This window comes from Erythrobacter sp. (assembly GCF_040217515.1).
In the GTDB taxonomy this organism is placed as follows: domain Bacteria; phylum Pseudomonadota; class Alphaproteobacteria; order Sphingomonadales; family Sphingomonadaceae; genus Erythrobacter.
Genome location: NZ_JAVJPT010000003.1, coordinates 291,184 through 311,346, shown reverse-complemented (window position 1 = coordinate 311,346; position 20,163 = coordinate 291,184). Strand labels below are relative to the sequence as shown.

General features: G+C 65.5%; 22 protein-coding genes. 14 read left to right on the top strand and 8 right to left on the bottom strand.

The genetic code is table 11. The features are described from left to right. Positions 1–93: 93 nt before the first annotated feature. Positions 94–1,686, top strand: a complete 1,593-nt coding sequence (locus tag RIB52_RS03125) for a fatty acid--CoA ligase (RefSeq protein WP_350172806.1) — start codon at positions 94–96, stop codon at positions 1,684–1,686. On the opposite strand, the gene RIB52_RS03120 is transcribed toward RIB52_RS03125, so the two are convergent. Next, positions 1,683–2,042: a hypothetical protein gene (locus tag RIB52_RS03120; RefSeq protein ID WP_350172804.1), complete on the bottom strand. Its 360-nt coding sequence runs from the start codon at positions 2,040–2,042 to the stop codon at positions 1,683–1,685. The genes RIB52_RS03125 and RIB52_RS03120 overlap by 4 nt on opposite strands. Then, a complete protein-coding gene (locus tag RIB52_RS03115) occupies positions 2,039–2,572 on the bottom strand; it encodes a carboxymuconolactone decarboxylase family protein (protein ID WP_350172802.1) in 534 nt (177 codons plus the stop codon). The genes RIB52_RS03120 and RIB52_RS03115 overlap by 4 nt, the downstream gene beginning before the upstream one ends. Positions 2,573–2,700: 128 nt before the next feature. On the opposite strand from RIB52_RS03115, the gene RIB52_RS03110 reads away from it, so the two are divergent. After that, positions 2,701–3,051 carry a nuclear transport factor 2 family protein gene (locus RIB52_RS03110; protein WP_350172800.1) on the top strand — a complete coding sequence of 117 codons (351 nt, stop codon included), beginning with the start codon at positions 2,701–2,703 and terminating at the stop codon, positions 3,049–3,051. A gap of 32 nt (positions 3,052–3,083) precedes the next feature. Here the strand turns inward: RIB52_RS03110 and RIB52_RS03105 are convergent, their stop codons facing one another. Genes RIB52_RS03105 through RIB52_RS03095 form a run of 3 tightly spaced genes read right to left on the bottom strand, consistent with a single transcriptional unit; the run spans position 3,084 to position 5,418 of the window. Further along, the gene (locus tag RIB52_RS03105; RefSeq protein ID WP_350172798.1) at positions 3,084–3,638 is read right to left on the bottom strand and encodes a nuclear transport factor 2 family protein; all 555 of its coding nucleotides are present in this window, start codon (positions 3,636–3,638) and stop codon (positions 3,084–3,086) included. Next, positions 3,635–4,036 (bottom strand): putative quinol monooxygenase, encoded by a 402-nt coding sequence (locus tag RIB52_RS03100; RefSeq protein ID WP_350172796.1) that lies wholly within the window; start codon positions 4,034–4,036, stop codon positions 3,635–3,637. The genes RIB52_RS03105 and RIB52_RS03100 overlap by 4 nt, the downstream gene beginning before the upstream one ends. Positions 4,037–4,047: 11 nt before the next feature. Next, complete coding sequence (locus RIB52_RS03095; RefSeq protein ID WP_350172794.1) at positions 4,048–5,418, bottom strand: cytochrome P450; 1,371 nt, start codon at positions 5,416–5,418, stop codon at positions 4,048–4,050. A 145-nt stretch (positions 5,419–5,563) separates the two neighbouring features. Here RIB52_RS03095 and RIB52_RS03090 point away from each other — a divergent pair, with 145 nt between their 5' ends. Next, positions 5,564–6,160, top strand: a complete 597-nt coding sequence (locus RIB52_RS03090; RefSeq protein WP_350172792.1) for a carboxymuconolactone decarboxylase family protein — start codon at positions 5,564–5,566, stop codon at positions 6,158–6,160. Beyond that, positions 6,130–7,473, top strand: a complete 1,344-nt coding sequence (locus RIB52_RS03085) for a cytochrome P450 (RefSeq protein WP_350172790.1) — start codon at positions 6,130–6,132, stop codon at positions 7,471–7,473. Before RIB52_RS03090 ends, RIB52_RS03085 begins: the two co-directional genes overlap by 31 nt. On the opposite strand, the gene RIB52_RS03080 is transcribed toward RIB52_RS03085, so the two are convergent. Then, entirely contained in the window at positions 7,470–9,089 is a 1,620-nt protein-coding gene (locus RIB52_RS03080; protein ID WP_350172788.1) for an FAD-dependent oxidoreductase, read from the bottom strand. The genes RIB52_RS03085 and RIB52_RS03080 overlap by 4 nt on opposite strands. A 106-nt stretch (positions 9,090–9,195) precedes the next feature. Here RIB52_RS03080 and RIB52_RS03075 point away from each other — a divergent pair, with 106 nt between their 5' ends. Next, positions 9,196–9,984 (top strand): SDR family NAD(P)-dependent oxidoreductase, encoded by a 789-nt coding sequence (locus RIB52_RS03075; RefSeq protein WP_350172786.1) that lies wholly within the window; start codon positions 9,196–9,198, stop codon positions 9,982–9,984. Positions 9,985–10,001: 17 nt separating this feature from the next. Here RIB52_RS03075 and RIB52_RS03070 read toward each other — a convergent pair whose 3' ends face one another. Then, positions 10,002–10,817 (bottom strand): SDR family NAD(P)-dependent oxidoreductase, encoded by an 816-nt coding sequence (locus RIB52_RS03070; protein WP_350172784.1) that lies wholly within the window; start codon positions 10,815–10,817, stop codon positions 10,002–10,004. A gap of 136 nt (positions 10,818–10,953) precedes the next feature. Between RIB52_RS03070 and RIB52_RS03065 the strand changes: the two genes are divergently transcribed. The 3 genes from RIB52_RS03065 to mobA are packed head-to-tail and all read left to right on the top strand — an operon-like array spanning position 10,954 to position 12,240. Continuing rightward, a complete protein-coding gene (locus RIB52_RS03065; protein ID WP_350172782.1) occupies positions 10,954–11,367 on the top strand; it encodes a nuclear transport factor 2 family protein in 414 nt (137 codons plus the stop codon). 8 nt (positions 11,368–11,375) lie between these two features. Beyond that, on the top strand, positions 11,376–11,717 hold the full coding sequence (locus RIB52_RS03060) for a putative quinol monooxygenase (protein WP_350172780.1): 342 nt from the start codon (positions 11,376–11,378) through the stop codon (positions 11,715–11,717). Beyond that, positions 11,710–12,240 carry a molybdenum cofactor guanylyltransferase gene (gene mobA / locus RIB52_RS03055; protein ID WP_350172778.1) on the top strand — a complete coding sequence of 177 codons (531 nt, stop codon included), beginning with the start codon at positions 11,710–11,712 and terminating at the stop codon, positions 12,238–12,240. The genes RIB52_RS03060 and mobA overlap by 8 nt, the downstream gene beginning before the upstream one ends. Here mobA and RIB52_RS03050 read toward each other — a convergent pair. Further along, positions 12,237–13,238, bottom strand: coding sequence for an NADP-dependent oxidoreductase (locus RIB52_RS03050; RefSeq protein WP_350172776.1), 1,002 nt, complete (start codon positions 13,236–13,238; stop codon positions 12,237–12,239). The genes mobA and RIB52_RS03050 overlap by 4 nt on opposite strands. A gap of 118 nt (positions 13,239–13,356) precedes the next feature. On the opposite strand from RIB52_RS03050, the gene RIB52_RS03045 reads away from it, so the two are divergent. The 6 genes from RIB52_RS03045 (at position 13,357) to RIB52_RS03020 (ending at position 20,145) form a co-directional block, all read left to right on the top strand. After that, a complete protein-coding gene (locus RIB52_RS03045; protein ID WP_350172774.1) occupies positions 13,357–15,510 on the top strand; it encodes a molybdopterin-containing oxidoreductase family protein in 2,154 nt (717 codons plus the stop codon). Between the two features lie 29 nt (positions 15,511–15,539). Beyond that, the gene (locus tag RIB52_RS03040) at positions 15,540–16,550 is read left to right on the top strand and encodes an NADP-dependent oxidoreductase (RefSeq protein WP_350172772.1); all 1,011 of its coding nucleotides are present in this window, start codon (positions 15,540–15,542) and stop codon (positions 16,548–16,550) included. Next, entirely contained in the window at positions 16,550–17,329 is a 780-nt protein-coding gene (locus RIB52_RS03035) for a ThuA domain-containing protein (protein ID WP_350172770.1), read from the top strand. Before RIB52_RS03040 ends, RIB52_RS03035 begins: the two co-directional genes overlap by 1 nt. After that, positions 17,326–17,703: a nuclear transport factor 2 family protein gene (locus RIB52_RS03030; protein WP_350172768.1), complete on the top strand. Its 378-nt coding sequence runs from the start codon at positions 17,326–17,328 to the stop codon at positions 17,701–17,703. The genes RIB52_RS03035 and RIB52_RS03030 overlap by 4 nt, the downstream gene beginning before the upstream one ends. Positions 17,704–17,794: 91 nt before the next feature. Then, complete coding sequence (locus RIB52_RS03025; RefSeq protein ID WP_350172766.1) at positions 17,795–19,036, top strand: cytochrome P450; 1,242 nt, start codon at positions 17,795–17,797, stop codon at positions 19,034–19,036. Between the two features lie 5 nt (positions 19,037–19,041). Next, positions 19,042–20,145 carry an acyl-CoA dehydrogenase family protein gene (locus RIB52_RS03020; protein ID WP_350172764.1) on the top strand — a complete coding sequence of 368 codons (1,104 nt, stop codon included), beginning with the start codon at positions 19,042–19,044 and terminating at the stop codon, positions 20,143–20,145. The last annotated feature ends 18 nt before the right edge of the window (positions 20,146–20,163 follow it).

Below are 20,163 nucleotides of genomic sequence, written 5' to 3'. Positions count from 1 at the left end.
GAGATTCGTCCGCGCCAAATGCTATGAAATGTGCCAATGGTGGGACAGGGCAGCGCGCGTAGGCTCGCGCCCATGGGACAGGAGACACCGATCATGGCCAGCCAGGCTGCGCTCGCCGAGGCGGGATCGTTCTGCGACATCGTGCGCGAACATGCGCGCATGCGCGGCGACACCCTCGCATTCACCTTCGGCGAGGAGACGATCGCCTTCGCCGAGCTCGAGGAGAATTCCAACCGGGTCGCCAACGCGCTTGCCGCCTTCGGGGTGAAGAAAGGCGAGCGAGTTGCCTTTCTCGGCAAGAATCACCCCTTGTATTTCGAGGCGCTGCTGGGCGCGGCCAAGATCGGTGCGGTGATGACCCCGGTGAACTGGCGGCTCGCCCCGCCCGAAGTTGCCTATATCCTCGACAATTGCTGCGCCCGCGTGGTCTTCGTGGGCGAGGGTTTCGCCGATCTTCTCGGTCGGGTGCGGGAGTCCCTGCCCGAAGTCGAACAGGTCATCGGGATCGATGCGCCCGACCATGCCGGGACCGATTACCGTATCTGGCGCGACGGGTTTCCCGCACGTCCCCCGGCGACCCGGGTCGGGCTGGATGACGATGCGCTGCAGCTCTACACCTCGGGCACGACCGGGCGGCCAAAGGGCGCGGTGATGACTCACGGCTCAATCCTTTCCAGCCGCGACCCCGCAAGCGAAGGGCAAATGCGCAGCTGGCAGGAGCCGGTCGAGGGCGATGTGACGCTTCTTGCCATGCCGTGCTTTCATATCAGCGGGACCGGCACGGGTATTTCGACCATGGTTGCGGGCTCCAATTCCATAGTCCTGCCCGAATACGATCCGACCAGGGCATTGGACCTGATCGAGAATTACAACATCTCCAAGATTTTCCTCGTCCCCGCCGCGATCCAGATCCTGCTGAACCACCCGCGCGTAAGGGAGGTCGATTTCAGCCGGCTGAAATACGTCACCTATGGCGCCTCGCCGATTCCGCTCGAACTGATGCGCGAGGCGATGGAGGTGCTGGGCTGCGGCTTCGTGCAGATGTACGGCATGACCGAGACCAGCGGCACGATCGTCGCGCTCGACCCCGAAGACCACGTGCCCGAAGGCTCGCCGAGAATGCGCAGCGTCGGCACGCCGCTTCCCGGAGTGGAGATCAAGATCATCGACGAAGAGGGCAACACGCTGCCCGCGAACACGGTCGGCGAGATCGCGACGCGTTCGTCCAAGAATATGAGCCGCTACTGGAACAATCCCGAAGCCACCGCCGAGACGATCGATGCCGAAGGCTGGCTGCGCACGGGCGATGCGGGCTATCTCGACGAAGACGGCTATCTCTACATTCACGACCGGGTGAAGGACATGATCATCTCGGGCGGGGAAAACGTCTATCCGGCGGAGGTCGAAAACGCGCTCTACGCCCATCCCGGTGTTGCGGACGTCGCCGTGATCGGCGTGCCGAGCGCGAAATGGGGCGAGGAGGTCAAGGCCTGCATCGTCGTCAAACCCGGCGAGACGCTCAGCGAGGCCGAGCTGATCGCCCATGCCCGCGACCATATCGCCGGCTACAAATGCCCGAAATCAGTCGATTTCATCGAGGCCCTGCCGCGCAACCCTTCAGGCAAGATCCTGCGCCGCGAATTGCGCGCGCCCTATTGGGAAGGCAAGGAACGGGCGGTGAACTAGGCGCTCGCGAGACCCGGCAGGTCGATCGCCCGCGCGCGACATTCGGCATCGGCGAGCGCGGCGACGACCGACAGCGCGACGAGCCCGGGCTCTCCCAGTTCGGAAGCGACCGCAGCGGCCTCTTCGTCGGTGATCGCGGTGTGTTCGAACACCATGCGACGTGCGAAGGCGAGCACCGCCTCGGGAGCCACGCCGGGAGCGTGCTCCACCGGCGCACCATGGACCTCGGCCACCGCGCCGCGCACCGCCTCGACCAGCTCCGGCCCCAGCGCGTCATGCGCCGCATCACGAAACGCCGCGTAGCGGGCGGCGAGGTCGGGCGACCCGGCGAGCGCTTCGATTACCGGCCCGCTCACCCGGCATTCTCCGGCACGGCGGGTGTCGGCAGGACCGTGCGATCCATCTGCTCCGGCTCCAGCCCCAACGTGATCAACGCCTTGGCGAGCGCAAGGAACAGGGTCACACCCAGCCCGAGCTCGGCGATCTGTTCTGCCGAAAGGTGCCGCCTGAGCGCCGCCTTCGCATCGCCGGTGAGAAGGTCCGGATCGTGGATCAACGCATCGGTGAATTTCAGCACCGCCTTTTCCGCCTCGGTCAGCCGCGGCGAGTTTTCGTAATCGTCGGTGATGTCGTCCACCACCTCCTCGCCCAGCCCTTCGGCCACCGCCTTGTCGAAGCGGACATTGCGGCAGAACCCGCATTCGGTCACCCGCGCATTGCGCATCCGCGCGACCTCTTTCAGGCGCGCGGACAGCACGTCACTGTCCCAGAACCGCCCGTACAGGTCGGCGAATTTCTCCGCGAGTTCGGGCTTATGGGCGAGGACCGTGCCGAAATGGGCGGGCTCGCCCTCAATGGCTGAGGATGCGCGGGGAATGGTCGACATGGGCTTGTCTCCTTGGGCGCAAGTGTAACCCGCAGCCTGCCCGGGCCGCGCCTGCACATTTTCGCAGGGGGCGGCGCGGGCCAGCGCGTGGCAATCTGCCGGGCGCAACCGAATGGGGAGAAAAGGCCATGCCGGGACAGGCACAGGACGTGATCGAGCAATTCTGGCGCATCCAGGACGAAGGCGACTACACGAAGCTCGCCCCGCTCTTTGCCGAGGACGCGGTGGTGGAGGACCCGGTCTGGGGAACCTATCACGGGCGCGAGGCGATCCTTGACTTCATGACCAAGATGGTCGCCGAAATGGGGACAAGGAAAATCCGTTTCACCGTCGATGAAATTTGCGGCGACGATCACGCAGTCTGGGCGCGCTGGACGATGCATTCGCCCGAAGGATCGCGCGGGGGCTGCGGGATCTACAAGGTTTCGGGCGGCCAGCTGACCTATTACCGCGACTACATGGACCCGCCTGCCGAGTGACGCTTCGCTCGGGCCCGACCATATGGGTCCGATCACATGGGCCGATAGAGTTCGTGCCCGCTCTCCACGATCTGCAGGATCGGCAGCGGCAGATTCGGATCGGGATCGTTTCCCGGCTGTTCGGTCAGCGGCACGCGCCAGTCCATGATGTATTGCCGCCTTGAAATGCGCCATTCCATCGCGCCGTCGGGATCGCCATCGCTCGCGCGTTTCTCGAATTCGTCGAGATAGCGCCCGCCGTACAGATTGCCCGACCAGCTCCCGTCTTCCTGCTGGCGTATGCCGGTCGCCATCCCGTAGCATTCGACGCTTGCCCTCGTGAGCGAAGCGAGGTCGATCGAAAGGCCGGACAGCATGTGCCACCGGCGCTGGCTTGCCCGCTCTATCTCCATCACCACGGGGATGAATTCCGCCGCGGTCCCGGTGAAAAAGCCATAATCGATCGGCGCGTCGGGCCAGAAACAGCTGGCCTGGCCTTCGTCGTCGAGCCAGTCGAGCGTGCGCGAATAACGCTGCATCACATCGGCGATTTCCTGTTTTGCCAGCAGCGCTTCGAGCCGGGCGCCCGGGCCTTGCGACACGCTCATCGCCGATCGCTCCACCAGCCGGGAATGACAAGCGGGAACCGCTCCTGCGCGGTGCGCATCGCCTCGCTCGCATCCGGGGCAAGCGGCGGGTCGAGCGTCGGCGGCAGGCCTCCCCCTGCGCGTGTGACGGGGTCGACATATTCGAGCCGGATATCCTCCAGCACGTCGGCAAAATCGTGACTTTCATGGTGGTCGGACATCTGGTGGGCATAGAATGCCCATTTGTCCTTGAAAGCGAGCAGGCAGTAATAGGTCCGCTCCGCCTCGCCCTTCCAGTATTCGTAGCGGATCACGCCGGCCTCGGTCTTGAAGGTTTCGAGCACCATCGCATGCATGATGGCTTCCCAGGCCTCCTCCTTGCCGGGCTTGATCCGGATATGCGCGAGCAGTGTCGCCATTTGCGTCTCCTTCAATGGGCCGGATCGCTTGCCGGGGTAAGGTCGAGCCGGAGTTCGTGAATGCCGAGCATGATGCCGCCCTGATGGGCGAAGGTGTTGCCGGGCGCATAGGCGAAGGCGGCGATCGAATCGCACAGACGGTTCCAGGCGATCGTCTGTTCGAGCCGCGAGAGATTCGAGCCCGGGCATGATCGCGCGCCCTGGCTGAAAGCGAGATGCCTGCTCGCGGCGCGCCGGTCGAGCTTCACCTCGTGCGGATCCTCGAATTCGTCCGGATCGATATTCGCCGCCGCCCAGCGCAGGTGCAGCATCGATCCTGCGGGAACCTCGACTCCCTGGAAAACCTCGTCATGCGCGCAGATCCGGGTCGACAGGCCCTGCGTGGGAGAGCGCAGCCGCATCCCCTCCTCGATGAAAGTGCGGATCGCCTCGCGGTCCTTTCGGATGGCATCGTAAACGCCCGCCCGCTCGCACACGAGCTGGGCCTGTTCGGCAATGGCGTATTGCGTCGTCTCCAGCCCGCCGATCACCATCGCATAGACAACCCCGCCGACCTCGTCATCGGTCAGCCCGCGTCCAAGCGCCCGGTATTCGACCTGCGTGAGAAAGCTGATCATGTCGTCCTGCGGGTTCGCCCGTTTCTCGCGCGTCTTGTCGGCGACGTAATCCTTCATGCCCGCAAGCAGGCGGAACTTTTCCCGCGTCTGTTCGGGGGTGAGCAGGTTGCGGTGCGTGCGCCCGTGGACATAGGACATGACCTGCGCATTGCCCCATTCCTCGAGCTGCGGGATATCCTCCTGCGGAAAGCCGAGCAGGCTCGCCATCACGCGCTGCGGCAGGGGGCGGGCGAATTCGGCGACGAAATCGACTGTCTCGCCCGCTCGCGCCCGCTCGACCATCGGGGCCAGCAGGTCATCGACATGGCCCGCGATCATTCCGGCATGGCGGGTGCAGCCCGGCCCGACCCACGGATCGGTCAGCTCCTTGCGGTGCGCGCGCCACAATTCGGGCGTCGGGCGCAGCGACACGATCGAGGCGACCATCGCGTCGATATCGGGAATGTGAGCGGGCATTTCCCCGGTTTCGATGATCTGCGCGACCAGCAGCGACAGGGTCGGCGGAAACCGCTCCCAGTCGCGCACGACCCGCTTTACGTCCTCGTATTTCGTCAGGACGAAGGCATCGCTGCCCTCGCTCAGCCCCTCGCCGGGCAGACGCTGCACCGGCGCCTCGCGGTGCAGGATGGTATAGGCATCATACCAGTGCTCCTGCGCACCGGGCGCGAACAGGTCTATATCGGCGAGGCATTCAGGTCGCCGTGCCAGGACCTTAATCCGACCCCCGGTTCCGCCATCGCTTCGCATCTCGCCCGGCACGATCACGTCTCCCCAAGGAAAGGCGCAATCCCGACCCGCTTGGCAAAAGCGCCAATTGCCGCATCCGGTGCGCGCCCGCACCCTTGTCACCAAAGGCTGCCCTTACGGAAACGGACTATTTTGTCAGGTCGGGCAGCCATGGGAGACAGCAATGAGCAGGATCGACAAGCTTCCCCCGGAGCAATGGGACCCGCGCCTGCGCAATGCGGTGAACCCGGAAGCGCTCAGCGAGCTCGAACAAGGGCTGACCCGCTTCTTCGCCCATTGCCCGGAACAGGCGCTCGGCCTGATGGGATTCGGCGGGGCGCTTAAGATGCACCGCAGCCTGCCCGACCGGCTGGTCGAACTGGTGCGCCTGCGCATCGCCTTCTTCAACCAGTGTCGGTCCTGCATGGCGATCCGCTATTCCGACGCGGTCGCGGACGGGGTGGATGAAGGGCTGGTCTGCTCGCTCGAACGCCCGCAGGAAGCCGAAAACCTCTCGCCGGCCGAAAAGGCGGCGATCCGCTATGGCGAGCTAATGGCGACCGATCATCTCGCGATCGGCGATGACACCTATACCGAGCTGCGCGAGTATTTCAGCGAGGCCGAGATCGTCGAGCTCGGCATGACCTGCGCGTTTTTCATCGGCTTCGGCCGGCTCGCGGCGACGTGGCACATGGTCGAGGAACTGCCCGAGGCCTTTCGCAAGGCCGAAAGCGCCGGGACCATCGCGCCGTGGGGCTCAGACAGGATCGAGGTGCGCTGATGGCGACGCGCGAGCCGGACGGACTGCCGGAAGACCCGCCGCCGGGAGGTGGCGGGCCCGCGATCAACCTGTTCGATCCCGAATTGCAGCAATGCCCCTGGGAGGCCTATCGCACCCTGCGCGACGAAGCGCCGGTCTATCGCATTCCCGGCACCGACATCTTCGTCGTGTCGCGTTATGAACATGTGCGCGAAGTGCTGATGGACCCGGAGCGCTTTCCCAGCACCGCGAAGAACGAGCTGATGCGCGCCAGCCCGACCGATATCGAACGCGGACGCAAGGTCGCCGAACGCTTTGCCGAGAAGGGCTGGATCCCCGCCCCCACGCTCGCCGGACGCGACGATCCGGGCCACAAGCAGATGCGGGCGATGTTCAACGAGGCGTTCAAGCCGAGCCGGATCAAGCAGATCGATCCGCGAGTCGAAGGCCTTGCCTATGAGCTGATCGACGGTTTCCTGGACGAGGGCGAATGCGACTGGGTGAGCCGGTTCTGCATACCCCTGCCGCTGTTCATCATCGGCGAGCAGATGGGCGCAAAGCGCGAGGACATGTGGCGGATCAAGAGCTGGACCGATGCCTTCTTCCACCGCATCTCGCTGATGCTGCCCGAAGACAGGCATCTCGAAATGGTCGACCGCGAAATCGAGGCGCAGCATTATTTCCAGCCGATCTTCGAGAAATTGCGCAAGCAGCCCGATGACAGCCTCATCTCGGTGCTGGTCAACACCGTGATCGAGGGCTGGGGCCGGCCTCTCAATGACAATGAACTCCACGCCGAAATGATGGCCGACACCTTCGTCGGCGGCAGCGAGACGACGACCAATGCGCTCGCCGCGGGGATGAAGCTGCTGATCGAGAACAAGGACGTGTGGGCGAAGCTCAAATCCGATCCGGGCCGCTACATGCGCACTTTCGTCGAGGAGGTGCTGCGATTGGAAAGCCCGGTGCAGTCGCTGATGCGCTTCGCCCATGAGGACGTGGAGCTTGCCGGCGTGACGATCCCGGCAGGCTCGGTGATCAATGTCCGCTACGGCGCGGCGAACCGGGACGAGCGCGCTTTCGAATGCCCGGAAAAGCTCGATCTCGACCGGCCGCGGGCGGGCGCGCACATGGCGTTCGGGTCGGGCACGCATCATTGCCTCGGCGCGCCGCTCGCCCGGCGCGAGCTGACATGGGGCTTCACCGCCGTGGTCGACCGTTTCGAGGACATGCACTTCGCGGACGGGAAGAACGACTTCACCTACCACCCGCATTTCCTGCTGCGCAGCCTCAAACAGCTGCACATCAGCTTCGAGCCGAAAAAGACGCCCTAGATGTTCGCCCGCGCCGCGCTGCGTCCGGCAATATAACCGAAGGTCAGCGCCGGGCCGAGCGTGCCGCCCGCTCCGGCATAGATGCCGCCGGTGGGACAGGCGATCGCATTGCCCGCGCCGTAAAGCCCCGCGATAGGCTCCCCGTCATGGCCGAGGATGCGCGCCTCGCCATCGGTGCGCGGCCCGCCATTGGTGCCGAGCATTCCCATATGCACCGACACGGCGTAGAAGGGCGCCTGTTCGATCGCGCCGAGCGTCACCGCCGTGCCCTCGCGGCTGCGATCGCCGTAGAAATGGTCGTAGGCCGACGTGCCACGCTCGAAATCGGGATCGTGGCCCTCCCGTGCGAAGGCGTTGAACCGCCCGACCGTGGCGGCGAGCGCGGCGGCATCGATGCCCAGCTTTTCACCCAGCGACTCGAGGCTGTCCGCGCTCGTCACCCAGTCGGGCAGGGGCTGGCCCGGCATCCGGGTGCCGAGCGGATAGCGCGCGGCGTATTGCTCGTCGAACACCAGCCAGCAGGGCATATTGGGATAGGAATAGGTTTGCGCGTCGAACTGGTGGAAGGCTCCGGCAAGCGCGGAATAATTCGCCGCCTCGTTGCAGAAACGCTTGCCCGCCGCGTTGACCATGATCGAGTGGGGCACGGTGCGCTCGATCAGCATGGGCGCGGCGCGTCCGCCGCCTTCGGGCCACGAGGCTTCCGGGTCGGCGAGCGTCGGGGACCACCACGCGCTCGTCATGTTGCCGAGCTTCGCACCAGCTGCCATCGCCAGTTTCAGCCCCTCGCCCCGTGCCGTCGGGGGCGAGGCCGGCGCGGGCGCGGGACCGCGCAGGAAGGTCTGGCGCAATTCCTCGTCCCATTCGAAGCCGCCGGTCGCGATGATGACACCCGAGCGCGCGGCGAGCGCGAAGGGCTGGCCGTCCTTCTCGCCCTCGACCCCGGCGATACGTCCGCCCTCGCGCAGGAGTCGCTTCGTCTCGACCCCGGTTAGCGGCTCGATTCCCCTATCGAGGCACGCCTTCAGCAGCCGCCCGACCATCGCCTGGCCGAAGCCGCGCTCGTTCGCCTCCATCCGGCGCTTGAGTTCCTCCGGCGGGATCACGCCCGTCCCGCCGCCGAGCGGGGTTTCGCGCAGCATCATCGGCCGCGGCTCCTCGATGCCGTAGACCCGCGCCGCCCAGTCGCCCAATTCGCGGTAGTCGAACAGGTCGTGGTCGAGCGCGCGCCCGCCTTCGGGCTTCGCGCCGGGCCGGTCGAGATAATAGTCGGGATAGCCGTCGAGCAGCGCGACCTTGAGCGCGTCCCGGTCCTCGAGAAAGGCGAGCGCTTCGGGGCCGCAATCGACGAAGGCCTCGAGTGTTTCATCGACGAGGTCGCCGTGACCCAGCGCGCGGAAATAGGCCAGCGCCTCGGCGCGCGAGTCGGCCATGCCCGCGGCGCGCTGGCGCGGGTTGTCGGCGACCCAGATCACCCCGCCCGACACCGCGCCCGTCCCGCCGATGCGGTCGAAACGTTCGAGGATCGCAACCTCGGCCCCCGCCTCGTGCGCGGCGAGCGCGGCGGTCATTCCGGCGGGGCCGCAGCCGAGGATGATGATATCTACGGTTTTCATGCGGGGCATCATCGCGGCGGCGCGGGACATGCCAATTCGTCATTTTGGCAAGGTGCGCGCCTGCCTGCGGGGGGCTAGGCAAGGGCCAAGCGAGGGAGAGACGCCTATGAAACTCGAAGGAAAGGTCGCCGCCATCACCGGTGGAACGGCAGGGCTGGGGCGCGGGATCGCGGAGGCGTTCCTGCACGAAGGTGCCAAGGTCGCGCTGTTCGCCCGCAACAGGGAGAAAGGCGAGCGCGTGGTCGAGGAACTGCGCGTCGGGCGCGGCAGCCGCGACCGCGTAGCCTTCTTCGCGGGTGACGTCATGAACCAGTCCGATGTCGAAGGCTTCATCGACGGCGTGGTCGAGCAGTTCGGCACGATCGACATCCTCGTCAACAATGCGGGCGGGGCGGGCGATCTCCAGCCGATGGTGGACCTGTCGGACGAGGCCTTCGACGAGGCGATGAAGTGGAACGTCTATTCGACATTCTGGGCGACGCGCCGCGCGCTGAAAACGATGCTTGAAAAGAAGAGCGGGCGGATCATCAACATGAGCTCGATGGAGGGCAAGCACGGCAAGCCCGTCTTCACCGCCTATACCGCCGCCAAGCACGCGGTGAACGGGATCACGAAAAGCCTCGCGCGCGAGGTCGGCGAGCAGGGGATCACGGTCAATTCGATCTGCCCCGGCCTCGTCGTGACCGACATCATCAAGAATAACGGCCCCGCCACGGCCGAGGCGATGGGGATGGAATTCGACGAGATGATCGCGCTGTTCGCCAGCGAATCCGCGATCAAGCGGCCGAACACGGTCGAGGAAATCGCCGCCGTGGCATTGCTGCTTGCCTCACCCGAAGGAGCCGGGATCACGGGCGCACAGATCAGCGTCGACGGGGGAACCGCGCAGTTTTGACGGGGGCGAACCTCGCGTCAGCTCTCCGACTGCATCTTCGCCATCGCCGCGCCGACCGCTGCCTCGATATCGACCGCCTGGGGATTGCCGCGCAGGGTCACGCCGCCATTGGGCTGGATGTTCTGGCCGGTCACGAAGGCGTGATCGGTGCACAGCCACAGGCAGGCATGGGCCACGTCCTCGGAGGTGTTGAGCCGGCCCAGCGGATAGCGCGGCATGAAGGCATCGACGAGGCCGGGCGTGGCAAAGGCGCCTTCGGTCATCGGGCTTTCGGTGAAAGCGGGCGAAACCGTATTCGCCTTGATCCCGAGATGGCCGTAATCGTTCGCCGCGCATTCCATCATCGCCTCGCCCGCGCGCTTGCTGGCGATATAGGCGGCGTGGTTGTTGATGATCGCCTTGGTCGTCGCGGATGACAGCGAGATCAGCGAACCGCCCGTCGGCTCCTGTTCGCTCATCACCCTGACGAAGGCCTGCACGAAATGGTGCACGCCCTTGAATTGCAGGTCAGTGATCCGGTCTAGGTCCTCCTGCGTGATCTCGAGGAAGCTAGCGAGCAGCCCCCAGCCGGTCGTGTTGATCGCCGCATCGACCCGGCCCATGTCGGTCTTCGCCGTGTCGGCGAGCGCGTGGACCTGTTCATGGCTCGAAATGTCGCACAGCGCGTAATGCCCGCCGATCTCCTTTGCGAGTTCGGCCAGCGGCTCCTCGTTGCGCCCCGCGACCATCACTGTCGCGCCTTCCTGCGCGAACAGGCGGGCGGTCACCTGCCCCATGTTCCCCTTCGTCGCCGCGCCGAGAATGACGGCGGTCTTGCCTTCGAGCTGGCCCATGATCTCTCTCCCTCTCGTCTGATGCGGCCGGTTCTAGGCGCGCGCACTGACAAGTTCCCTTCACAAAAGTGTCCATTGTCCGCGCGCGCTCGCTGCCGGATAGGCCGGGACACAGCACAAGGGGAGGATACGCGCGATGTTCACTGGAAAAATCGAGGACCGCCTCGAAATCCGCGAACTGGCGGAAATCTACGGCGACGGCGTGGTCCGCATGGACAAGGACACCTGGGCTTCGGTCTGGGCGGATGATGCCGACTGGGATTTCATGGGAATGCAGTTGAAGGGACGCGAACAGATCGTCGAGACATGGCTCGGCGCGATGTCGAATTTCGACGCCGTTAGCTTTTCCTGCGTACCCGCCGCGATCGAGGTCGACGGCGACAAAGCGACCTCGCGTATCCAGACGCAGGAAGTGCTCAAGGCCAAGGACGGCACGACCCGCATGATCGGCGGGCTCTACACCGACGAACTGGAAAAGCGCGATGGCCGCTGGGTCTACACGAAGCGCGCCTTCGCCATCGTCGCCGAATACAATCCGCAGGAAGGATAAGACCGCAGATGGCCAAGATCGTCATTGCCGCCCAGATCGACCTCGACCCGGCCCAGCGCGCCGACGCGCTCGCCAGCGCCAAGCCGCATATCGACGCCGCGCTCGAACAGCCCGGCTGCCTCGCCTATGACTGGAGCGCCGACGGCAACGACCCGGCGCGGGTCAACGTCTTCGAGGAATGGGAAAGCGAGGAGGCGCTCGCGGCGCATTTCAAGGGCCAGGCCTATGCCGGGATGCGTGACCATATCGGCAATTTCGGCCTGACGAACGCGGTCAGCCGCAAATATCGCGTCGATGCCGAAGGTCCGGTCTACAACGAGGCTGGCGTGGCGACAGAGGCGTTTGGCTAATCTCCAGCCAGCGATCCTTGGCGCGATCCTCGCCGGGGGCCGGGCGCGCCGGTTCGGGAGCGACAAGGCGCAGGCGCTCTGGCGCGGGCGGCGGCTGATCGACCACGTGGCCGATGCGCTGGGCACGCAGACCACCGCGCTGGTCGTATGCGGGCGCGAAGAGCCGGGGTTCGGCTGCGTGCCGGACCTTCCTGCGCCCGGGCTCGGCCCGCTCGGGGGGCTTCATGCAGCGATCGCCTTTGCCGAGACGCACGGCTTCGCCCATGTCCTCACCGCCGGGGTGGACTGCCCGGACCTTCCCGCCGACCTTGCCGCGCGCCTTGCGGGAGAAGGCGCGGGCGTGGTCGCCGACCAGCCGGTCGTGGGACTGTGGCCGGTGAGCGTTACCGACGACCTTGCGGACTTCATCGCCGAAGGAGGCCGCGCGCTCTACGGCTTCGCCGAGCGCATCGGTGCACGGCGGGTGGCACTCCCCGCCCCGCTGCTCAACGTGAACCGCCCCGGCGACCTGCCCGGAAGCTAGAGCTTGAGCATCTGCTTGCCGCGGTTCTGCCCGGTGAACAGGCGCTTCAATGTCGCCGGAGCGTTCTCGAAGCCTTCCTGGACGTCTTCCTGGTAGGTCAGCCTGCCGTCGAGCACGAAGCTTTCGAGCCGCTTGCGAATGTCGGGAAACTCGCTCGCCCAGTCGAGCACGATGAAGCCCGCCATGCTCGCCCGGCGGAAGATGAGGTTGAAGTAATTGCCCGGCCCGCTCGGCTTGCCGCCCGTTTCGTAGCGGCTGATCCCGCCGCACACGACGACCCGCGCACCGGTGGCGATGTTGGCGAGCATGTCGTCGAGGATCGCGCCTCCGACATTGTCGAAGATCACGTCGACGCCGCCCGGGCAGTGCTGCTTGATCTGCCCCTTCACGTCGGCCGCCTTGTAATCGATCGCGGCGTCGTATCCCGCTTCCTCGACCAGCCACTTGCACTTTTCCGCGCCGCCCGCGATGCCGACTGCGCGGCAGCCGGCGATCTTCGCAAGCTGGCCGACGACGCTCCCGGTGGCCCCGGCGGCGCCGGATACGAGCACGGTGTCGCCCGCGACCGGCTTGCCGACCTTGAACAGCCCGCAATAGGCGGTCAGCCCGGTGGTCCCGAGCACGGAAAGCACGGCGGTCGGGGGCAGCTGCGTCTCGACTTTCACCAGCCCGGTGCCGTCATGGACAAGGTGCTCGGTCCAGCCGGTCGTGCCGAAGACGAGATCGCCTTTCTCGAACTTGGGGTTGTGGCTCGCCATCACCTCGCTGATCGCGCCGCCGCGCATAACATCGCCGATCTCCATGGGCGCGACGTAGTCGGCGATGTTCTCCATCCAGCCCTTCTGCGCCGGGTCGAAGGAGAGATAGCGCGTCGCGAGCAGCACCTCGCCTTCGCCCGGGTCGGCAAGCTCGGTTTCGGTCAGTTTGAAATCCCCGTCCTCGATCCCGCGTCCGAGCGGGCGGTCGTTGAGCAGCCATTGGCGAGTGGTGGTGGGCATGCGGTCCTCCTTTTCCTGTACCCCCTATTGCGGGCGCGCGGTGGCACTCTTCCACGGACAAAAGTGTCAGTCGCTGCGGCAAGGCCCTGTGCTATCTTCGACAATGAGGAGATTTGCGATGGGACTTGAGACGCAAAAGACTTTCTGCCGCTTCTGCCATGCCAATTGCGCGATGCTGGTCGATGTCGAGGTGACGGACGAGGGCACGCGCAAGGTCGTGGAGGTGCGCGGCGACCCGGACGATCCGGCCTATGGCGGTTACACCTGCATGAAGGGCCGCGAATTGCCGGATTCGCACAATGCCGAGCATCGCTTGAAGCACAGCCTCGTGCGCAATGACGCGGGCGAATTCGTCGAGACGCCGATGGACGAAGCGCTCGCCCACGTGGCAGCACAGCTGCGCCGGATCATCGATGAGCACGGGCCCCATTCGGTCGCGGTGTTCATGGGTTCGGGCGGGTTCCAGAACTCCTCGGCCATGGCCGCGAGCCTCAGCTTCGCGCAGGCGATCGGCAGCCGAAATTTCTACACCTCGGTGACGCTCGACCAGCCGGCCAAGGTCTACACCACGATGCGCTACGGAAGGTGGATGGGCGGGCCCAACACCTTTTCCGAAAGCGATGTTGCCATGTTCATCGGCAACAATCCGATCGTCTCGCACTATGCCCCCGTCGGCGGCGTACCGCCATTCAGTCCGTCGCGCCGCATCCGCGACCGGCAGGCCGATGGTCTCAAGCTGATCGTCGCCGATCCGCGCGAAAGCGATGTCGCACGACTCGCCGACCTGCACCTTCCGGTCAAGCCGGGCGAGGACCCGGCCCTGCTCGCAGGGATGCTCAACGTCATCATCTCCGAGGAACTCTACGACCGCAATTTCGTCGCCGCCCATGTCGACGGCTTCGACCAGCTCGCGCAGGCGGTGGCGACGATGACTCCCGAGGTCGCGGCGGAACGCGCCGGGCTCGAACCCGGTCAGATCATCGCGGCCGCGCGCATGTTCGCGGGCGGCACCAGGGGGTGCGCGGTCACCGGGACCGGACCCGAAATGGCGGGCAACGGCACGCTCACCGAATATCTCGTCACCTGCCTCAACACGATCTGCGCCCGGTTCAAGCAGGAGGGCGAAAAGGCCGCGATTCCCGGTGTCTTCACCCCGGCACAGGGCCCGCGCCGCGCGCAGGTCGCCCCGCCCGTGCCGATGTTCGGGGCCGAGGGCATGCCCGAATCGCGCTTTCGCGGCCTCGGCCATCTCGGCTGGGAAATGCCGTGCAACGTGCTCGCCGATGAAATCCTCACTCCCGGCGACGGGCAGGTGCGTGCTTTCATTTCGGTCGGCGGCAACCCGGTCGTGGGTTTCCCGGACCAGCAGAAGATGGTCCGGGCATTGGACGACCTCGACCTGTTCGTGCAGATCGACCCGTGGATGAGCGCCAGCGCCAAGCGCGCGGACGTGGTGCTCGCCCCGTCGCAATGCCTCGAGCGCGAGGACATCACCAACCTGTCCGAATGGTGGCACGAGGAACCCTATGCCCGCTATGTCGAGGCGGTCGCCACTCCGCCGGGCGACGTGATCGACGAATGGGAGATGTTCTGGACGCTGGCGAAGCATCTGGGCCTGACCATGCAGCTCGCCGGCGGCCCGCTGCCGACGGAACGCAAGCCGACCAAGGAGGAGTTCCTCGACCTCTCGGTTGCCGGATGCCTTGTCCCGCCCAGCCAGGTGCGGCGCGATTGCCGGGCCAATGGCGGCGCGGCGGTGATCTATTCCGACAAGCATCCGGTCGTCGAACCGGCCGATGACAGCGAATTCCACCGCTTCGACCTCGGCGCAGGCGACATGCCCGGCGAGATCCTGCGCTATGCCGACAACCCGCCGCTCAAGGCCGGATATGATTTCAAGCTCATCAGCCGCCGCTCGAAAACCCGCTTCAATTCGATCGGGCACCCGCTCAGGAAGTTGCAGGAAAAGACCACCACCAACCCGGCCTATATCCACCCCGAGGACATCGAGGCTCTCGGCCTTGTCGAGGGCGGGATCGTCGAGATCTCAAGTCCCCACGCGACCATTCACGGCGTGGTGAAAGCGAGCGACAAGGTGCGCCGCGGGCTCGTTTCCATGGCTCATGCCTATGGCGATGCCGATGCGTCGAAGGAAGACGTGCGCACGCGCGGTTCCTCGACCAATCGGCTGACCAGCGACACGATCGATATCGACCCGATCACCGGGCAGGCGCTGCAGAGCGCGATCCCGGTAAAACTCGTCGCCGCCTGACCCTTCCATAACGAAAACAAGGAAAACCCATGCCTGATAACCGGCGCTTTCTGTTGCAGCGTCGCCCCGACGGCGAGCCAGTGCGCGACGATTTCGAGCTCGTGACCGAGCCGACACCGGACCTTGCCGAAGGGCAGTTCCTGATCCGCAACCATTATGCCTCGCTCGACCCCGCCATGCGCGGCTGGATGGATGCGGGCGGCAACTACATGCCGCCCATCCCGCTCGGCGATCCGGTGCGCGCGACGACCATCGGCGTGGTCGAGGAAAGCCGCGCGGAGGGCTTCGAAAAGGGCATGTGGGTGATGGGTCTCAACGCCATCGAGGATTATTCGATCGGCGAAGCGGGCGGTTTCACCCAGCCGATCGACCCTGGCATGGTGCCGAGCGTGACCAATTACCTCTCGCTGTTCGGCGCGGTGGGGATGACCGCCTATTTCGGCTTTCTCGAAGTGTGCGAGCCCAAGGAAGGCGAAACCGTGCTGGTGACGGGCGCAGCCGGAGCGGTCGGAAGCGTCGTTGGCCAGCTCGCGAAAATCCGCGGCTGCCGTGCGGTCGGGATCGCGGGCGGGCCGGAGAAATGCGCGCGGCTGACCGAGAAATACGGTTTCGACGCCAGCATCGATTACAAGGGCAAGGACGAGGCCGCCCTGACAAAGGCCATCGCCGAGGCCTGTCCCGACGGCGTGGACGTGATCTTCGAGAATGTCGGCGGGGAAATCCTCGATGCCGGACTGATGAACCTCAACCTCTACGCCCGCGTCGGCCTGTGCGGCCTGATCAGCGAATACAACACCGAGCCGCGCGGCATTCGCAATCTGTGGCAATTGATCGTCAAGCGCGCACAGATCCGCGGCCTGCTGGTGGCCGATTATGTCGAGCGTTTCGCCGAAGGCGCGGCGAAAATGGGCGAATGGGCGGCTGCGGGGAAGATCGCCATCGACGAGCATGTCGACGAAGGCCTCGAAAACGCTTTCGAGAGCTTCATGCGCCTGTTTGCCGGGTCGAACCAGGGCAAGATGATCCTCAAGATCGCCTGATGGGGCGCTCCTTGCTCGTCCTGTCGGGAGGCCACCCCTACGAGGAGGAGCCGTTCGAAGCTTTCATCCACGCGCTCGGCGACTGGGACGTGACCCATCTCGTCCACCCGCAGGCCGAGGACGAGGTCGCGCGCGGCGCGGCGCAGGAAGCGGACGCGCTGCTGTTCTACGACATGCCGGGATACACCTTCGCCGAGGGCACGGTTACGACCCGCCCGCCCTCGCCCGGCTTCGTAAGGGCGATCACGCGGCGCTTCGAGGCGGGGCGCGGGGCGGTCGCGCTGCATCATGCACTGGCCGGGTGGGCGGAATGGGACGCATGGCACGACTGGCTCGGCGGGCGGTTCCTTTACCGGCCGGGCGAATGGCGCGGTCGTAAGGCTCCGGACTCGGGCTATCGCCATGAAATCGAATACACAGCGCGCGCCCTCGCCCATCACCCCGTCACCGCCGGCCTGCCCGAAAGCTTCCCCGTCACCGACGAGCTTTACCTGTGCCCCATCGACGAAGGCGCCGTCACCCCGCTGATCCGCGCCGAAGGGTTCGCCTTCACCCGCGACAATTTCTACTCTGCTGCCAATGCGGTGGCAGGCGACATGTTCAGCCGCGAGGGCTGGGACCATCCGACCGGATCGAGCCTTGTGGGGTGGGAGACCCGCGCCCTTGCCGCCCCCTTGATCTATCTGCAATTCGGCGATGGCCCCGCCACCTATGCCAACGGCCATGTCCGGCGCGCCGTCGCCAATGCGCTCGCTTACACATCGGGAGGAACAGGATGAGCAATATCGAGAAAGTCCGCGCCTTTATCGGCCACTGGAACGCAGGCGATATGGAAGCCATGTATGCGATGTGCGCCGAAGGCGTGGTTTGGCACAACGTGCCGATGGAGCCCTTCACGGGCAAGCCCGCGATGCGCGAGGCGGTGGCGGGCTTCATGGCCAATGTCGAGGCTTGCGAATGGGAAACCCATCACATCGCAGAGAACGGCGGCGCGGTCCTGACCGAACGGACCGATGCGTTCCGGCTGAAGGACGGTCGCCGCGCGGCGATCCGGGTCATGGGGACCTTCGAATTCGATGCCGACGGCCTGATCGCGGCATGGCGCGACTATTTCGACATGGGCGAATTCCAGCGCGCCTTCGCCGGCGGGTGAGCCGCGCCCTAACACATTCGTGCATCGCGCCTATGGGGCCGGGAGGGTTAGGAATTGGGCCAGCTATTCCGTCCGGTTGGGAGCCGCAGCCATGAACAAGCCCGAAGGCAACGTTTTCGCGCCCGAAACGCTGGTCGATCCGTTCGACTATTACCACGCCGTGCACGATGCGGGCGTCGCGATCGAGCACCTGCCCGAAATGAACACCTTCGTCGTCTACAGCTATGATCTGTGCAGCGAAGCCAATACGAAGCCGGACATCTTCTCGAACGATTTCAGTGTTCTGATGGGCCGCGAAGGCGACGAGGAAATCAAGGCGATCCTCGCCGAGGGCTGGGACGACGTGCCCACCCTGCTGACCGCCGACGCGCCGGTCCACACCCGCAATCGCAAGCTCGTCAATCTCGCCTTTTCCGCCCCGCGCGTGAACGCGATCGAGGAGGACATGCGCACCAAGTCGATCGAGCTGATCGAGGCGTTCGCCGGTAAAGGGGAATGCGAATTCGTCGAGCAGTTTGCCGTCCCGCTGCCGGTGGCGATGATCGCGGGGCAGATCGGGCTCGACGACAATCCCAAGAAGGTCAAGGAATGGTCCGACGCCGCCGTCGACCGTTTCAGCCAGATGGTCGACCAGGAGCGCAAGAAGGAATGCGCCCGCAGCCTTGTCGAATTCCAGCATTACATGAAAGGCAAGATCGACGACCGCCGCGCCAACGGGGGCGACGACCTTCTCACCGATCTCGTCGAGGCGCGGGTCGAGGGCGAGACGCCGCTGACCGATCCGGAAATCATGTCGATCATGCAGCAATTCATGGTCGCCGGGAACGAGACGACCACTTCGACGCTGGCGGGCGGATTGCTCCAGCTGATCCGCAATCCCGACCAGATGGAAAAGGCGAAAGCCGCCGCCGGCGGGCGCGATCCCAAGCTGATCGGCAATCTGGTCGAGGAATCGCTGCGCTATGAAACCCCGACTGCGGGCATGTGGCGCATCGTCAAGCAGGATACCGAGCTGGGCGGCGTGAAGATGCCCGCCGGATCGGTCGCGCAGCTGCGCTATGCGGCGGCGAACCGCGATCCGAACAAGTTCGAGGACCCGGACAAATTCGACATCGAGCGCAAGAATGCGCGCGCGCATCTCGCTTTTGGAAAGGGCCCGCATATGTGCGTCGGCAATATGCTCTCGCGCAAGGAAATGCTGGTTGCCTTCGATGAATTGCTCGAACGGCTCGACGATTTCGCCGTGGCCGACGAGGACGGGATCACGATCCTTCCCAATATCCTGCTGCGCGGTGTCACCCGTCTTCCGATCACCTTCACCCGGAAAGCCTGACTGAAATGAATTTCGACCTGTCCGAAGAACAGGAAATGTTCCGCGCGAGCGTCGAGCGCTTCGCCGCGCCGATCGATGTCGAGGCGCGGCGCAGGCTGCGCGTGAAGGACGGCGGATATGACCGCGCGCGCTGGCAGAGCCTGGCCGAGCTGGGCCTGATCGCACTCGCCGCGTCCGAAGAGGCGGGCGGCATGGGCGGTTCACCGCTCGATCTCGCGCTGGTTGCAGAGGCGATCGGCAAGGCGAACGCGCCCGATCCGTGGCTCGAACTCGGCGTGCTGCCCGCCCTGCTGCTGGAGCGCGGCGGTGCGCAGGGCGCGCTCGACAAAGTCCTTTCGGGCGAGACGGTCGCGTCGTTCGCCTGGACCGAGCGGGCCCAGCGCTACAGCCTTGCCGCCAGGGCGACGAAGGCCGACCGCGGCGACGGGGGCTTCGAGATCACCGGCGAGAAAACGATGGTGCTGGGTGCTCCTCTCGCCGACCTGTTCATCGTTACCGCCGATCTCGACGGCGAAACGCGCGCCTTCCTCGTGGCGAGCGATGCCGCCGGGCTGGACATGCGCCCCTATCGCCTGACGGACGGGAGCATGGCGGGCGAGGTCAAGCTTACCCGGGTCGCCGTCGGCGAAGGTGCGCTGCTCGATCTCGATGCGGGCGCAATCGCCGCAATCGCGAGCGAGGTGCGGTTGCAGGCAGCGGCGGAAATGGTCGGATTGTCCCAGCGCCTGCTCGACGACACGCTCGCCTATGTGAAGGAGCGCGAGCAGTTCGGCGTGCCCATCGGCAGTTTCCAGGTGCTGCAGCATCGCCTGGTCGAGGCCTATGCCAAGATCGAACAGTCGCGCTCGATGCTCTACCGCGCCGCGATGCGCGCGCGCGATGCCGATGCGGGCGGTCAAGCCGGAGACTGGCAGCGCGCCATTGCCGGAGCCAAGGCCTATATCGGCGAGAACGCCGATGCCATCGCGCGCGAAGCGGTGCAGATGCATGGCGGCATGGGAATCACCGACGAACTCGCCATCGGTCACGCGATGAAGCGCGTCATGGTGCTTGCCCGGCTGTTCGGGGATACCGATAGCGTGCTCGCCGAATATGCGCTGGCTGCGTGACCGGCGCGGCGTGACGGC

Excerpts from the sequence above, each read along its gene's own strand:
- RIB52_RS03125 (WP_350172806.1), top strand. The coding sequence starts at position 94 with ATGGCCAGCCAGGCTGCGCTCGCCGAGGCGGGATCGTTCTGCGACATC.
- RIB52_RS03115 (WP_350172802.1), bottom strand. The coding sequence starts at position 2,572 with ATGTCGACCATTCCCCGCGCATCCTCAGCCATTGAGGGCGAGCCCGCC.
- RIB52_RS03110 (WP_350172800.1), top strand. The coding sequence starts at position 2,701 with ATGCCGGGACAGGCACAGGACGTGATCGAGCAATTCTGGCGCATCCAG.
- RIB52_RS03105 (WP_350172798.1), bottom strand. The coding sequence starts at position 3,638 with ATGAGCGTGTCGCAAGGCCCGGGCGCCCGGCTCGAAGCGCTGCTGGCA.
- RIB52_RS03100 (WP_350172796.1), bottom strand. The coding sequence starts at position 4,036 with ATGGCGACACTGCTCGCGCATATCCGGATCAAGCCCGGCAAGGAGGAG.
- RIB52_RS03090 (WP_350172792.1), top strand. The coding sequence starts at position 5,564 with ATGAGCAGGATCGACAAGCTTCCCCCGGAGCAATGGGACCCGCGCCTG.
- RIB52_RS03080 (WP_350172788.1), bottom strand. The coding sequence starts at position 9,089 with ATGAAAACCGTAGATATCATCATCCTCGGCTGCGGCCCCGCCGGAATG.
- RIB52_RS03075 (WP_350172786.1), top strand. The coding sequence starts at position 9,196 with ATGAAACTCGAAGGAAAGGTCGCCGCCATCACCGGTGGAACGGCAGGG.
- RIB52_RS03070 (WP_350172784.1), bottom strand. The coding sequence starts at position 10,817 with ATGGGCCAGCTCGAAGGCAAGACCGCCGTCATTCTCGGCGCGGCGACG.
- RIB52_RS03065 (WP_350172782.1), top strand. The coding sequence starts at position 10,954 with ATGTTCACTGGAAAAATCGAGGACCGCCTCGAAATCCGCGAACTGGCG.
- RIB52_RS03060 (WP_350172780.1), top strand. The coding sequence starts at position 11,376 with ATGGCCAAGATCGTCATTGCCGCCCAGATCGACCTCGACCCGGCCCAG.
- RIB52_RS03050 (WP_350172776.1), bottom strand. The coding sequence starts at position 13,238 with ATGCCCACCACCACTCGCCAATGGCTGCTCAACGACCGCCCGCTCGGA.
- RIB52_RS03045 (WP_350172774.1), top strand. The coding sequence starts at position 13,357 with ATGGGACTTGAGACGCAAAAGACTTTCTGCCGCTTCTGCCATGCCAAT.
- RIB52_RS03040 (WP_350172772.1), top strand. The coding sequence starts at position 15,540 with ATGCCTGATAACCGGCGCTTTCTGTTGCAGCGTCGCCCCGACGGCGAG.
- RIB52_RS03035 (WP_350172770.1), top strand. The coding sequence starts at position 16,550 with ATGGGGCGCTCCTTGCTCGTCCTGTCGGGAGGCCACCCCTACGAGGAG.
- RIB52_RS03030 (WP_350172768.1), top strand. The coding sequence starts at position 17,326 with ATGAGCAATATCGAGAAAGTCCGCGCCTTTATCGGCCACTGGAACGCA.
- RIB52_RS03025 (WP_350172766.1), top strand. The coding sequence starts at position 17,795 with ATGAACAAGCCCGAAGGCAACGTTTTCGCGCCCGAAACGCTGGTCGAT.
- RIB52_RS03020 (WP_350172764.1), top strand. The coding sequence starts at position 19,042 with ATGAATTTCGACCTGTCCGAAGAACAGGAAATGTTCCGCGCGAGCGTC.